14 protein-coding genes are annotated in these 12,628 nt (G+C 69.1%); 11 read left to right on the forward strand and 3 right to left on the reverse strand.

Translation table 11 applies throughout. The features are described from left to right. Nucleotides 1–227: 227 nt before the first annotated feature. Together ACWF9G_RS30215 and ACWF9G_RS30220 are read right to left on the reverse strand one after the other, a co-directional pair. Entirely contained in the window at nt 228–902 is a 675-nt protein-coding gene (locus ACWF9G_RS30215; RefSeq protein WP_452519506.1) for a YdcF family protein, read from the reverse strand. 11 nt (nt 903–913) lie between these two features. Next, nucleotides 914–1,687, reverse strand: a complete 774-nt coding sequence (locus ACWF9G_RS30220; RefSeq protein ID WP_452519508.1) for a GntR family transcriptional regulator — start codon at nt 1,685–1,687, stop codon at nt 914–916. A gap of 161 nt (nt 1,688–1,848) precedes the next feature. Between ACWF9G_RS30220 and ACWF9G_RS30225 the strand changes: the two genes are divergently transcribed. Genes ACWF9G_RS30225 through ACWF9G_RS30275 form a run of 11 tightly spaced genes read left to right on the forward strand, consistent with a single transcriptional unit; the run spans nt 1,849 to nt 12,151 of the window. Next, complete coding sequence (locus ACWF9G_RS30225; RefSeq protein ID WP_452519509.1) at nt 1,849–2,085, forward strand: excisionase family DNA-binding protein; 237 nt, start codon at nt 1,849–1,851, stop codon at nt 2,083–2,085. Beyond that, a complete protein-coding gene (locus ACWF9G_RS30230) occupies nt 2,082–2,387 on the forward strand; it encodes a hypothetical protein (protein WP_452519511.1) in 306 nt (101 codons plus the stop codon). The genes ACWF9G_RS30225 and ACWF9G_RS30230 overlap by 4 nt, the downstream gene beginning before the upstream one ends. A 5-nt stretch (nt 2,388–2,392) precedes the next feature. Then, a complete protein-coding gene (locus ACWF9G_RS30235; RefSeq protein WP_452519513.1) occupies nt 2,393–2,689 on the forward strand; it encodes a hypothetical protein in 297 nt (98 codons plus the stop codon). After that, complete coding sequence (locus tag ACWF9G_RS30240) at nt 2,689–2,937, forward strand: hypothetical protein (RefSeq protein WP_452519514.1); 249 nt, start codon at nt 2,689–2,691, stop codon at nt 2,935–2,937. The genes ACWF9G_RS30235 and ACWF9G_RS30240 overlap by 1 nt, the downstream gene beginning before the upstream one ends. After that, complete coding sequence (locus ACWF9G_RS30245; protein ID WP_452519516.1) at nt 2,934–3,257, forward strand: WhiB family transcriptional regulator; 324 nt, start codon at nt 2,934–2,936, stop codon at nt 3,255–3,257. The genes ACWF9G_RS30240 and ACWF9G_RS30245 overlap by 4 nt, the downstream gene beginning before the upstream one ends. Before the next feature lie 5 nt (nt 3,258–3,262). Beyond that, complete coding sequence (locus ACWF9G_RS30250) at nt 3,263–3,517, forward strand: hypothetical protein (protein ID WP_452519517.1); 255 nt, start codon at nt 3,263–3,265, stop codon at nt 3,515–3,517. Further along, on the forward strand, nt 3,502–5,394 hold the full coding sequence (locus tag ACWF9G_RS30255; protein WP_452519518.1) for a type IV secretory system conjugative DNA transfer family protein: 1,893 nt from the start codon (nt 3,502–3,504) through the stop codon (nt 5,392–5,394). The genes ACWF9G_RS30250 and ACWF9G_RS30255 overlap by 16 nt, the downstream gene beginning before the upstream one ends. After that, nucleotides 5,391–6,191, forward strand: coding sequence for a DUF4913 domain-containing protein (locus tag ACWF9G_RS30260; RefSeq protein ID WP_452519520.1), 801 nt, complete (start codon nt 5,391–5,393; stop codon nt 6,189–6,191). Before ACWF9G_RS30255 ends, ACWF9G_RS30260 begins: the two co-directional genes overlap by 4 nt. Continuing rightward, a complete protein-coding gene (locus tag ACWF9G_RS30265; RefSeq protein WP_452519521.1) occupies nt 6,188–9,163 on the forward strand; it encodes a toprim domain-containing protein in 2,976 nt (991 codons plus the stop codon). Before ACWF9G_RS30260 ends, ACWF9G_RS30265 begins: the two co-directional genes overlap by 4 nt. Nucleotides 9,164–9,173: 10 nt before the next feature. Continuing rightward, the gene (locus ACWF9G_RS30270) at nt 9,174–11,855 is read left to right on the forward strand and encodes an RRQRL motif-containing zinc-binding protein (RefSeq protein WP_452519523.1); all 2,682 of its coding nucleotides are present in this window, start codon (nt 9,174–9,176) and stop codon (nt 11,853–11,855) included. Beyond that, nucleotides 11,852–12,151: a hypothetical protein gene (locus ACWF9G_RS30275; protein ID WP_452519524.1), complete on the forward strand. Its 300-nt coding sequence runs from the start codon at nt 11,852–11,854 to the stop codon at nt 12,149–12,151. The genes ACWF9G_RS30270 and ACWF9G_RS30275 overlap by 4 nt, the downstream gene beginning before the upstream one ends. Before the next feature lie 76 nt (nt 12,152–12,227). Here the strand turns inward: ACWF9G_RS30275 and ACWF9G_RS30280 are convergent, their stop codons facing one another. After that, on the reverse strand, nt 12,228–12,413 hold the full coding sequence (locus ACWF9G_RS30280) for a DUF6011 domain-containing protein (RefSeq protein WP_452519525.1): 186 nt from the start codon (nt 12,411–12,413) through the stop codon (nt 12,228–12,230). Between the last annotated feature and the right edge of the window lie 215 nt (nt 12,414–12,628).

The raw sequence follows: 12,628 nt of genomic DNA on the forward strand, positions 1-12,628 counted from the left end.
CGCATTCCTACATGAGTTTTTCTGAAAAAGGGTATCGGCGCGCCGACATCCCCGTGATCAGCATTGTTGTCCGGGGGTCGAAGGGCAAGGACCTCATGTCACACAGCGTGTGTGGAACCTGCATCGCCCCAGCGTGATCGAGAGTTTTCTGTCTCTGGCTTGGCCACCCGGGGGGAGCCGCACAGCCGGATCGGCGAACGTACCGAACAAATTTGGCTCTGGCAGCGCTACTCGTCTGCAAGGAGGAGCCGACTGGTGTAGCCAGCCGCAACGAGACGGTCGTACGCCTCGCGCACATCGTCAGGCACGTCCTGCACGATCGCCCACCCACGCTCGGCGTACACCCAGATCCGTTGGGTGTCACCGACGAGCATGTTGATCACCCGGTCGGCATCGCCGATCGAGCGCACGTAATCGTCCAGGGGGAGCGGGAGAGACGAGCAGAGCACCTCGACCTCAGGCCACCTCTTACGACAGATTGCGAAGCTACGACGCTGCTGGTACGGCCGAGAGATCAGCATCACTGACCGGATCCAGCTCAGATCACCGTGCTGATCCAAGGCCGCACGAGTGAAGTCGATGTTCTCGCCCGTGTTGGTTGCGTTGGGCTCCACCAGGATTGCGCTGTCGGGAACACCTCGACCGATAGCGTGCTCGCGATAGTGGACCGCCTCGCCTCGAGGGAAACGATCCACGGTTGTTGGCGCGTTCGCGCCGGTGAACACAACGAGCGGAAACATCCCCTGGTTGTAGAGGTCAGCGGTGTAGGTAGCGACACCCAGATCGTGGCTCCCGAGCCCGATTCCAACGTCGACTGGACGCATCTCCTGGGCGAGCTGGTTGTAGTCCCACAGCGTTTCGACCTCGGCCCAGAGGTTGTCAGGTATAGCAATCGAAGGCATGGGTTCCCTCCTCAGTCTGGAAGGTCGAAGCTGTAGGTCCAGGCGAACCGTGATGCAGCGTGAACTCCGCGGGCGAACTCGACCAGAGTGTCGTCAGCGGTGTAGGTCTGGCGAGTCAACACCATCACCGGCTCGCCGGCGGGGAGGTTCAGTTGCTCGGTTTCGTCGGGTGTCGGCATCCGAGCGAAGATCGTCTCGGTCATGTGGTCGGGTTCGAAGCCCTGCAAGGTTAGGACGGCGAAGCCCCCGCCGCGGCCGGCTGGCCCGGGAGTTGGGTCGACCAGCGGTGTACCCGCCACGTGTGTCGGCAAGTAGTAGCTCGTCAGTGTGTGCGTTGGCTGGTCGGCATCTTTCACCAGTCGTGCTCGTTCGTACACGAGACTGCCCGACGCCAACCCGAATGCATCAGCGACCTGGCTGTCGGCCTCGACCAGCTGAACGGTCTGCGTTTGGTCGGTGAGCTGCCATGGACGGCCAGATGCTTCCCGATCAGCCACGAAAGCCACGGTGTCGCCGAACTTCCACTTCTTCTTCGAGTACCGATCGGCGCCCAGACGGCGCATGGGTGGCCGCTCACGGACCACGGTGCCCCGCCGTCTGATTGGGGTCACCAGGCCTTCCGACTCCAGAAGGTTGATCGCCTGGCGCACGGTCTTGATGTTGACCGCGTAGCGCTCAGCCAACTCATCCTGCTTGGGCAACGTCGCGCCAGGCGCGTATTCGCCCTGCTGGATCGCAGTGCGAAGACTCGCTGCCAACTCCCGGTATCCGCCGATAGCCGCCATCGCCGTGCTCCTTCCTTGTCGCCTCGTTAAGAGTAGCCATAACTCACCTTGCCAGACGGGATCGGCACTACAGCTGGTTCTATTGACGACCCTCCACCTTCCTGCTCCAATAGAGCTACCTCTATTACGGCAAGGGAGTAAATGTCGTGACAAATCCGCAGATGCGCAGGGACGCAGACGCTCATGAACTGATCCGGTTGTCCGCAGGTGCCGCGCTGGTGGGCGTCCATTCGCGAACGCTCCGGCGATGGATCGACCAGGGCAAGTTGACCGGATGGCGTATGGCGTCGAATCAGATCCGCGTCAGCCGCGCCGAGCTGCTCGACCTGGCCACCCCCATGCCCCAGCCAAGCCTGGGAGCCACCGCCGAGACCGGTGATTCGGCGGTGGGGCGATGAATATCCCCACTACCTGGAGCCGCGATATCGGGCGCCGCGCTGCAGCTCCCACGATCCCCGCGGTTTACGTCGCCGACGGGCACATGGTCAGCGAGGCGACCGAACACCACGCCGACTCCATGGGCGAGGGCCGCTGGGTCGTCGACTACCTGCCTGGTCGCCACCTGACCCAGCAGCAGGCCGAGGCCGCCCTGCAGATCGCCATCGCGCCGGACAAGCCGGAGGTCGAAAGGTGGTCGGCCGCTCTCGGTTTGACCGCTGCCGAAGCCCTCGGCTACCTGGCTATGCCGGTGGGGGCGTGATCGCGATGACCAAGACTTTCACCACCGCCAAGGGTGTGCAGCTCGCCGTCGGTCACCTCTACACCGACATCTACCGCGATGGCGCTCGGGTTCTGCTGGTCACCGACATCGCCGAGCCCACCACCGATGTGAAGGGCCGCACCCACTGCGAGGTCACCTACCGGGTGGTCATGCGTGAGGCTGCCCGGATCACCTCGGCGCGGACCCAGCGCATCGACGCCGACCGCCTGGCCGACCCCAAGCTCTACGCCCTGGTCACCGACCCGAAGCTGGTCGCCCGGGTGCGGGAGGTGCAGGTGTGATGCGCAACCGCTACGTCGACATCTACGTGCCGGTCGGGCCCGGCGCGGGCACCAGCAACCCGATCAAGGCCATCGCCGCCGCGTTCGGTGCGGTGATCGGCCTGGCTGTGCTGGTCATGGTCGCGGTCGTGTTGGCCTTCCCGAGCCACACCTACCCCGATGCGCCGGTGCAGGTCTCCACGGTGCCGGTGACCCGCACCATGCCGGTGTGCGCGGCGTTCTGCCAGGACGCAGGTGAGCAGCGATGAGCACCGAAACCGCGCTGGACCCGGCGTTTTCCGCCAACCGCGCCTGCAACACCGTGCCGACGAACGTGTTCTTCCCCGAGCCGACCGACCAGGTGACCTTGGCGCGGGCCCGCGGGGTGTGCAGGGAGTGCCCGGTGCTGCGCCAGTGCGCGAGCTGGGCGGGCCCGCTGGTTGCTGACCGGCTGATCACCGAAGCCGTCGTGGCCGGAGTGCTGACCCCGCCCCCGGCGGTCAAGCGCTACGCCGTGGCGCGTGCGGCTGCCGCCGACGAGCTGGCCGCGATCGCGGCCGGTGACCGAGACCAGGTCGCGGTCGCGTGATGGCCATGACCGAAACCGGCGCTCAGGTGCGGGTTTTCCGCCTCTTCCGTGACCGCGACGTCACGGGGTTCTCCGGTGTCGGTCATGTCGCCGACGGCGTGGTGTGGCCCGACGGGACGGTCTCGATGCGCTGGCGCGGCCAGCTGCGCACGACCGTCACCGCCGACTGCATCGACGACATCCAGACCATCCACGGCCACGACGGCGCCACCCGCGTCGTGTGGGCCGACCTAGGAGGTGCGGCATGGACCGCCGCGTGAAGAACCCCGGAACTTCCACGACTTTCGACGAGTACAAGGAGTTGGTCGCTGTAGGGGCTGTGCTCGGTCTCTCGACCGCGACCCGGACCAGCATCACTCTCGGTGAGGCCCTGTATGCCGATGTGCAGCAGGACGTCCCGTGGAACCCGGTGAAGCTGGCGATCCAGCTGGGACTCGGAGAGCTGCACTGGACCGGCGCCGCGACCGGCGGTGCGGTCACCCTGGCCGCCGCCGTCGCCGCGGGCGCGGTCGGGTCGGTGTGGGGCTGGCGTGCCGCGTGCCGCAAGTGCTCCCAGCTGGCCGACCGTCGCGGCGAGCGCAAGGAGCAGCGCCGCGAAGCCAAGCTCGCGGCCCGCGAGATCGACGCCCAGGCCCGCTACATGGCCGATGGCCGCGAGCTCGCCGACCTGCACCGCGCCGCGATCCTGAAGAAGGCCACCTCGTTGGGCGTGCAGATGGACGCTGGCGACGCCCCCGGTGTGATGGTGGCGCGCAACGTCTCCGGTGCGCAGGAGCCGATCTACGGCTCGTACGAGGACCTGCACATCGACATCTGGGGCCCGCGCTCGGGCAAGTCCACCAGCCGCGTGATCCCGGCCGTGGTCGAGGCCATCGGTGCGGTCGTGGCGACGTCGAACAAGCGCGATGTGGTCGACGCGACCCGCAAGATCCGTGCCGAGCGGGGCGATACCCACGTGTTCGACCCGCAGGGCGTGGCCGAGGAGCCGTGCACTTGGTACTGGGATCCGATCGCGTGGGTCGCAGGTGAGGACGGCGGCCGCGGTGCCCAGGTGCGGGCGGCGATGCTGGCCGCGCACTTCGCCTCTGGCGGTGACACCGACTCCAAGGACGCGTTCTTCGAGCCCGAGGGCGAGAGCCTGCTGTCCGGGCTGATTCTGGCGGCCGCGCTGGCGAAGAGGCCGATCACGCAGGTGTTCATGTGGGTGACCAAGGCTTCGGACCAGGAGCCGATCGACATCGTGTCCGCAGGCGGCTACGAGCTGGTCTCCGGTGCGCTCTCCGACCAGTACAACGCTCCCGAGAAGCAGAAGTCCGGTGTGTTCTCGACGGCGAAGAAGATGGCGAGCTGCCTGCAGTACGCCCATATCGCGCCGTGGGTGTGCCCGCCGGCCAAGGGGGAGCGGGCCCGCCGCGAGTTCAACGTCGCTGACTTCGTGCACTCGCGCGACACCCTCTACCCGCTGTCGAAGGAAGGCCCCGGCTCCGGTGGCCCGCTGGTGGCGGCGCTGTGTGAGGCCATCACCTTCGCCGGTGCCGAGCTGGGCACCCGCTACCCGTCCGGCCGGATGCCGGTTCCGCTGCTGGTGGTGCTCGACGAGGCCGCCAACATCGTCAAGTGGCGTGACCTGCCGAAGCAGTACTCCCACTTCGGGTCTCGCGGCATCGTCGTGATGACCGTGTTGCAGTCCTGGGCTCAGGGTGTGCGCTGCTGGGGCCCCGACGGGATGTTGGCGCTGTGGTCGGCGGCCAACATCAAGGTCCTCGGCGCAGGTCTCGACGACGCCGGATTCCTGCGTGACCGCTCCGAGCTCATCGGCCCGCACTACGAGCTGACCACCTCGACGTCGACCTCGCGCGGCCAGGGCCAGAACTCGAAGTCGCAGTCGACCTCGACCTCGCGCACCAGCGAAATCACCCTCCACGCCAGCGATCTCGCCGCCCTGCCCAAGGGCCGGGTCGTGGTCTTCCTCTCCGGGCACACCCCGATGCTCGGCGCCACGGTGCCGTGGATGGACCGCCCCTACGCGCCCCAGATCCGCGCGGCGCTCGACGAACTCGCCTCCACCATGCGGCCCCCGGCCCGCCCGACGCTGCACGTCGTCCCCAACCCCCACCAGGAAGGAAAGTCCGCATGACCACGACCGATAACACCACCACCGAGGCCGTCGACACGGTCGACGCCGCTGAGGCCGCGACGACCCTCGGCGGGGTCGACCTGACCGCGACGATGTCGGCGGCGGTGCGCAAGGCGGTCAACACCCAGGTCACCGCCGCCGCGAAGGAGATCGCCCAAGGCGCGATCAACGACTTCCTCACCGACGAGGTCGTCGCGACGATGCGTGAGACCGCGCTGCTGGAGGCCGAAGCCGCGGTCAACCCCGATGCCGCCGCCGCGGTCGCGGCCAGCACTGGTGGCACCGATCCGGAGCCCGAGCCTGCGCAGGAGGAGAAGCCGGAAGAGGAGGAGCGCAAGCTCCACCACGCCAAATTGGATGAGTTCGTCGAGAAGTACCTCGTGCACACCTATCGGCGTGAGGTCACCCGCAAGGGCACCGAGGCCAAGATCCGCTGGTGCCCGCAGTGGTGGGACCACTCCGAGGCAGTGGGTCGCCTCGAGGCGCTCTGGATGGCCTGGGAGGAAGCCCGTTTGGGTGCGGGCTCGGAGATGGCGACGTGGTGGACCACCTGCGCTGATCCGCTGATGGCGGCCCTGTACGACCCGGAGGGTGTGTTCAAGTACTGCTCGGTCGCCGACGGGCACAAGGACTCGCTCAAGCGGCTGCCGACCGTGCCCGCGCCGACTGGCTGGTTCGCCGATGGGCACGCTCACGACGGCCCCGAGCCGGGCATGACGGCGTCGGGGCTGTACCTGCCGCCACCGTCGACCGGCCGGGCCCGCGTGGTGGTCGCGATCGATGAGTTCGGCGAATGACCAGCCAGCAGCCGAAGGGCTCGTGGGAGACGATCACCGCCGCCCTGGAATCCCGGGTCGGCGAGGGCAAGCCGTCGGGCGACTGGACCAAGTACTGCTGCCCGAGCCATGAAGGCGACGGCCGCGCCCATAAGCCGTCCCTGGGGGTCAGGTACGACCAGGGCCAGCAGCGCACTGTGGTCCGCTGCTTCGCCGGGTGCGAGAACGAGCAGGTCCTCGAGGCTGTCGGTCTCGAGGTCAAGGACATGTTCGATCGGCGCCTGGGCCGCGCCGCCGGGCGGGGCCGCCGCGCATATCGGCCCCGCCCGACCCAGCGGCCGGCCTCGCGCTCGGACAAGGCACTCGAAGCCGCGGGGCTGCCGCCCAAGCAGCCCGGCCGCCCGGATCTGGGGCGCCAGACCTCGTCGTGGAAGACCGTCGAGGCCTACCCCTACGTCCGCGCCGACGGCACCGTCGCCGGTGAGGTCATCCGCAAGGAAGCCCAGTTCGAGCACGGCCGCGACAAGGAGTTCACCCAGCGCCACTGGAACTCCGAGTCCGGCGCGATGGAGAAGGGCGGGTTCGAACCGATCCCGTACCAGCTGCCGCAGGTCCTCGAAACCATCGCCGACGGCGGCGTCATCTACATCGTCGAAGGCGAGAAAGACGCCGCGGCAGCAACTTCGGCCGGTTTGACCGCGACCACCAACGCCGGTGGCGCGATGGTCTGGGGCCCGGAGCACTCGAAGTGGCTCGCCGGTGCGGGCACGGTCGTGATCGTCGCCGACCACGACACCGCCGGATACCGGCGCGCCGACCGGGTCATGTCGACCCTGGCGGGCCTGGTCGGGCGGGTACGGGTCGTGCAGGCCGCGACCGGCAAGGACCTGCACGACCACCTGATGTGTGGCCACGACATCAGCGAGCTGGTCCCGATCCCGCATCTGGACCCCTACACCCCCGGTCCCACCGCTGTTGCAGCGCAGGCCGATTCCACTCCAGCAGCCGAGACCTCCACCGTCTCGGCTGCTCCATCTGTCACCCCTGAAGGAGCCCCCGTGCCTGAGTACCTGCTCGCCATGTCCGGCGATGTCCCCCAAACCCACAGCGATGAGGTCGATTCGATCGGGTCGCACTGGTCGACGTTCATGCGGCTGCTGATGACGCAGCTGACCGAGGTCGCCCGCAAGCAGGCCGAAAAGCGCGCCCACGCCGAGCGGGTCGCCAAGGAGCAGTCCGAGCAGGCTGCCGAGGAGCTCGCCGCGCGGCACGCCGCCGAGCGCAAGGCGGTGGAGACGCGGTTGTCGAAGATCGCCGACGCCGGCCTGGTCAACGCCAGCCGGACTCAGGTGGCTGAAGCGATCGCCGATGCGACGGCCTGGCGTGAGGATTCGCAGTTCGCCGCCCAGATGATGACCCAGCTCAGCCAGCATGTGCACCTGCGCTTCGGCGTTCGGGTCGACCCGGTGTCCGGTGAGGTCACTTCAGGCACCACCCCGGATCTGGCCGGAGCGCTCATGGGTGCCGAGTCCGACCGCGCGGCCACCGCCCGCCTGGCCACCGCACAGAAGCGGATGGTGGAGCTCGTCGCGAACACCCAGGGCATCGAGGAGGACCGCAAGGCCGAGCTGTACGCGGCGATCGAGACCTGGCGATCGCACCCCAGCGCCCGGGCCCTGACCGAGCTGACCAAGGTCATGGAAGACAAGGGCGTGCCCGAAAAGGTGCGCACCGAGGCCCGTTTCGTCGCCGTCTACCTCGGCCGCCCCGGCGATGTGGTGCCGATGGCCGATCTCGCCGAGACCCGCGCGGTGCAGCCCACCGCCGAGCTGCGCCGCCTGCCCGAGGCGCTGGTCGACCACGGCGAGGAGGTCAAGCCGCGCGTGGACGATCTGCTGCGCCGCTACCAGGACCGGGTCCGCCTCGGTGCCCCGACCGAGTCGATCCGCACCCAGCTGTCCGAAGCGCTGGCGGTGATGACCCCGGAGGACCAGGAAGCCGCCCGTGATCGCGGCCGCGCGATCCACGAGGCCCCGACCAAGGGGTTCCCGGCGTTGTGGCCCGACCACGTCGACCGTGACGAGCTGGGCACCCAGATCCGCATGTACGCCACTCTCGCGCCGCAGGCCGAGCTCGCGGCGGGCAAGGCCTCCGATCTCGACGACGCGACCGCGGCCGGGCTGATGCGCCAGGCCACCAAGCACCGCGCCGCCATCACCAAGGCCCTCAAGTCCGGCAAGGGATTGCACGTCTACGAGCGCGACCAGGTCGGTGCGGTCCTGCGCGACATCGAGGCCGGGAAGACCCAGACCCCGGACATGTTGTGGGCCGATGACCGGTCCGCGGCCGCCGTCGACGCCGACCGCGCCACCCACATCGCCCGCGACACCAGCTACGCCCACCGCCGCCAGGCCGAGCAGATGCTCAAGTCGAATCAGGCGCCTGAGGGCACGGTGCGTCGGGTCCGTACCGAGCTCGGCCGGGTGATGGACGCCCAGACCGAGCTGGGCAGAGGCCATGGCACCTTGCCCGACTACGAGCGTCTGGGCCTGGACCAGCAGCTCGGCGCCAAGCTCGCCGCCGTTGGTGTGCCCGAGCCGCTGCGCAACAAGCTGGCCCACCACCTCGACTACGCGGCGGGGGAGTCTGCCAGTGCGGGCAAGACGGCCCAGCGCATCGCCGACCGGTGGGCCGAACGCCGGGAAGTGGTCGTGGTGACCCGCGCCGCGGCAGCCGCCGCCGCTCCTACGGGCCCGGACTACGACAGTCCCGAACGGCGCGCCGACCTCGAAAAGGACGTGCGCGCAGCCGGAGTCAGTGAGGACTCCGTCGCCCAGCGCATGGCCGCTGACGCCGGACGGGCGCGGCCGCCGAGCGCGGCGGTGCGCAACGCCCGTGGCGGCTCCCGCCGGACGTCCCCGGGCATGGGTGTCTCGCGCACCCACCACCGCGGCCGCCCGGGTAAGGGCCCCGAAAAGGGCTTGGGCCGGTGACGTTTCCGCGATGAGCACCACTGATGAGCAGCCCGACACCTACCCGTGGCGGGCTGCTCCGTCTCACCTGATGACCCGCCGCCAGCTGCGCGCCGCAGGCCTTGCCCCCGGCGGCGCACAGCCGGTCGCGGTCATGGTCCACGAGACCAGCCGCCGCGGGCGCGCCCGCCGGATATGGGCCGCTCTCTTCGACTCCACCCAGGCCCCACCCAAGCGTGTGGCCACTCCCGCCCAGCTCGACGCGGTCGCCAAAGCCGTCCGCGCCCGCAAGCTGCGCGCCGCCGAACGTCGTGGCCTCACCGAGGCCGACCTGACCCAGACCGGCGATCCCGGACCGGCCTGGACCACCACCCACCAAGAGGAGAACACCATGAACAACACCACCGTCCACGACCAGGCTGTGCAGCTGGAGAAGGCCCTCGACGAGACTCTGGCCGCGGATCTGGCGACGTGGCCGACTGATGGCAGGGCCGTCGACCGCGAACCCAATCCCGCCGTCGTCCACGCCTCACAGCAGTTCCACGACCACATGCGCGCACACCGTGCGGTCTTGGAGCATGACCAGACCTGGCACGGGGCGTACGCGGTCATCGACGCCGAAGCAGACGCCGAGATCACCGCGATCACGACCGAGGTCGACCAGCTCGCAGCCGCCGGGAGGATTCCGGCAGATATGGCCGCGACCGTCCACGCGCTGGTTGAGGGCACAACCCTCTTCGGTCTCCCGACGAGCCCCGAACCCGAAGCCGGAGTCCCCGACTTCGAGGCGGCCGACGATCTCGCCTACGACCTGGAAGTGGAGTTCGACTTCGCCTACGACAGCGGGGATCTCGCCGAGACCGACACGGCCCGCGCGGCGCTGCTGGATCACCTGCGCACGAACCGCGAGGCCCTCGAAGGGTCGCCGCACTGGGAGGACTGGTACGGGCGCATCGACCGTGAGGACCAGCCTGATCCGGTCGGGCACGGACAGCGCCGCGCCCAGCTCCACGCCCTGGTCGCGGTCAACCAGGCCCGCGACAACCGCCGGCAGTTGCAGGCGGCCGCCACCGAGGAGCTGGCTCCCACCACCTTCGCCGCACGCACGGCGGCCGAGGAGCGCATGGCCCAGATCCCTTGGCACAACCCGGATGCGTGCTCGATGATGCTGGTCGACGCGCTGACCTGGCGTGAGGATTCCGCGCTGGCGGCTGAGCGTACCGATCAGCTCATCGCCTCCTACGCCCACGAGTGGGGCGTGATCATCGACCCGCAGACGATGAAGGTCACCATCGACGGCGGCCACGATGCCGCTGCCCGACAGGAGTTCTCCGACGCGGCGGCGCTGTGGGCGCGTGAGCGGGCCGCGATCGGCATGCTCGCCGCGGCGCCGATCACCCCGGCGGCCAAGGCCGCGGTGGAGGAAGCGCTGGCCCGGTGGTCCGGTGAGCAGGGCATCGACCCGGCCAACCCGGGAGCTCACCTCGACACCGAGCAGGCCCGCCGTGCTCAGCTCACCGCCGACCTCGACCAGGCCGAGCTCAGTGAATCCGACCGGGCCATGGTCGATTTCACCGTCGACTACCTGCGCGGGGACACCACGGACCTGGACCTGCTCGCCACGCCTGTGGCGGTCGACCCGGGCGAAGAGGCTCGCGGCCGCATCGGCGCGCTGCTGGACCGCTTCGCCGCCAAACAGATGTCGGGCGCCATCATCACCGAGGAGCTCGAGGTGATGACACCGGCGGATCAGCAGATCGTGCGCGCGATCGGTCTCGCGCTCAAGGCGGGGGATCGGCCCGATCTCAATCCCTGGCCCGACTACGTCGACCGCGACCAGCTGGCCGAAAAGATCGCCGCCTACGTCATCGACGCCGAGGAACAGGCCGCCGAAGCCGACTTCCTCGTCGACGACGATGCCCACGAGCGCAACCAGGTCGGGATCAGCGATGACATGGGCGAGCGCATCGCGCGGATGGCCACCGCCCGGGACGAACTGCGCGGAATCGCCGTCGACGGCAAGGGCTTGGCGCCGATCGAGCGTGCCCAGCTCACCGCGGTGCTCGACGATGTCGACTTGGGCCGGATCCGGCGTGAGGACCAGGTGCCGGAGCTGATGTTCGCCGACGAGCGCAGCAAGTCCGACCTCGACGATCGGCGCGCGATCAAGGCGGCCTCGGCGCTGAAGAAGACGTTCGCCGAGACGATCACCCAGCAGATCGACGACACCGGCATCACCGGCGTGACCGCTACCGAGCAGCAGGCCGCGGCCGTGCGGTCCGGCGTCGCCGACCTCGGCGAGACGATCCACGCGGTGGCTATCGGTGCCACCGAGGGCGTGGAGCTGGCTCGTCAGCGCTTCACCCAGCAGCGTGACGTCCTCACCGCCCACCTGGCGGTCGCGGGGGCCGATGTGGAGCAGCAGCACACGATCCGAGCGCAGATCAACACTATCGGCGGGCAGGCCGGGCAACTCGGTCGTGCGGTGCACCAGCGCAGCACCGCGTGGGAGAACCGGACCATTGCGATCGTCACCCAGCGCGACGACCGCCTCGCCCAGCGCCAGGCAACAGCCTCCGCCCGAGGTGGTCGCACACCGCGCACCGGCAAGTCGGTGCGCGCCGACCAGTCGAAGACCAGCTCACCTGCCCCAGCCTCGATGCGGGCACCGGCCGGTCGCCGCCACATCCACACCCCCGAGGTCGAGCGATGACCGAGCTGATCGACCTCTACGTCATCGCGCGCCTCGACGCCGGCGACGCGGCCGCCGACCTCTACAGCTGCGAGGTCTACTACGACCACGGCACCGGCACCTGCCATGGCCGCACGGTCGAATCGTGGTGGGAATCGGTGCGGCTGGATACCGGGGTCGACGCGAGCCTCGAGGCGCTCGACCAGACGCTGGGCGTGGCCGGGTACGCGCGGATCGGGCAGTGGCGCAAGCGGGTTACCAGCTCGGGGGCCGTGCGGTATTTCGCCGACGCGACCACCTGCATAGAGGAGCTGTGACCGGGGCGCGGTAGCCGCGCACCAAAAGACTGGGCCCTCACCCGACTGGTACTCGGGTGAGGGCCCAGCTATGTTCTCAGGCTGCGAGGTCGAACAGCGTCAGCGCGGCTGTGGACGCCGCTGCATGTTCGGCACGCTCACGCATCGCACAGGTAGGGCCGATGCCCTCGGCGATCGACTTCGTCGACAGCAGCCAGCCGTGGCAGCGGCGGCAATGCGCCACCAGCCTGACCTCCGCACGGTCACCAGAGTTTCCGGCCATGCGACTTCACCTCCGGGACAGAGCACGCAATTCCCCGAAGTGTCGCATCAAGCACCGACAGGAACTCTCGGTCAGTTGGTGGCCGGCGCGACGGAGGCGAGTCGAGCGCACCACTGCGCCAGCGTTTCCGGGTCGAGCAGCTGCTGCGCCACTGCCCTCGGAAGCTGCAGGGCGCCGCCGCCGGCGACGCGATCCCGGCCCTGGGCACGGTCGAT

Source organism: Nocardia sp. NPDC055029 (genome assembly GCF_053608525.1).

Excerpts from the sequence above, each read along its gene's own strand:
- ACWF9G_RS30245 (WP_452519516.1), top strand. The coding sequence starts at position 2,934 with ATGAGCACCGAAACCGCGCTGGACCCGGCGTTTTCCGCCAACCGCGCC.
- ACWF9G_RS30250 (WP_452519517.1), top strand. The coding sequence starts at position 3,263 with ATGACCGAAACCGGCGCTCAGGTGCGGGTTTTCCGCCTCTTCCGTGAC.
- ACWF9G_RS30220 (WP_452519508.1), bottom strand. The coding sequence starts at position 1,687 with ATGGCGGCTATCGGCGGATACCGGGAGTTGGCAGCGAGTCTTCGCACT.
- ACWF9G_RS30215 (WP_452519506.1), bottom strand. The coding sequence starts at position 902 with ATGCCTTCGATTGCTATACCTGACAACCTCTGGGCCGAGGTCGAAACG.
- ACWF9G_RS30225 (WP_452519509.1), top strand. The coding sequence starts at position 1,849 with ATGCGCAGGGACGCAGACGCTCATGAACTGATCCGGTTGTCCGCAGGT.
- ACWF9G_RS30255 (WP_452519518.1), top strand. The coding sequence starts at position 3,502 with ATGGACCGCCGCGTGAAGAACCCCGGAACTTCCACGACTTTCGACGAG.
- ACWF9G_RS30240 (WP_452519514.1), top strand. The coding sequence starts at position 2,689 with ATGCGCAACCGCTACGTCGACATCTACGTGCCGGTCGGGCCCGGCGCG.
- ACWF9G_RS30260 (WP_452519520.1), top strand. The coding sequence starts at position 5,391 with ATGACCACGACCGATAACACCACCACCGAGGCCGTCGACACGGTCGAC.
- ACWF9G_RS30280 (WP_452519525.1), bottom strand. The coding sequence starts at position 12,413 with ATGGCCGGAAACTCTGGTGACCGTGCGGAGGTCAGGCTGGTGGCGCAT.
- ACWF9G_RS30270 (WP_452519523.1), top strand. The coding sequence starts at position 9,174 with ATGAGCACCACTGATGAGCAGCCCGACACCTACCCGTGGCGGGCTGCT.
- ACWF9G_RS30265 (WP_452519521.1), top strand. The coding sequence starts at position 6,188 with ATGACCAGCCAGCAGCCGAAGGGCTCGTGGGAGACGATCACCGCCGCC.
- ACWF9G_RS30230 (WP_452519511.1), top strand. The coding sequence starts at position 2,082 with ATGAATATCCCCACTACCTGGAGCCGCGATATCGGGCGCCGCGCTGCA.
- ACWF9G_RS30275 (WP_452519524.1), top strand. The coding sequence starts at position 11,852 with ATGACCGAGCTGATCGACCTCTACGTCATCGCGCGCCTCGACGCCGGC.
- ACWF9G_RS30235 (WP_452519513.1), top strand. The coding sequence starts at position 2,393 with ATGACCAAGACTTTCACCACCGCCAAGGGTGTGCAGCTCGCCGTCGGT.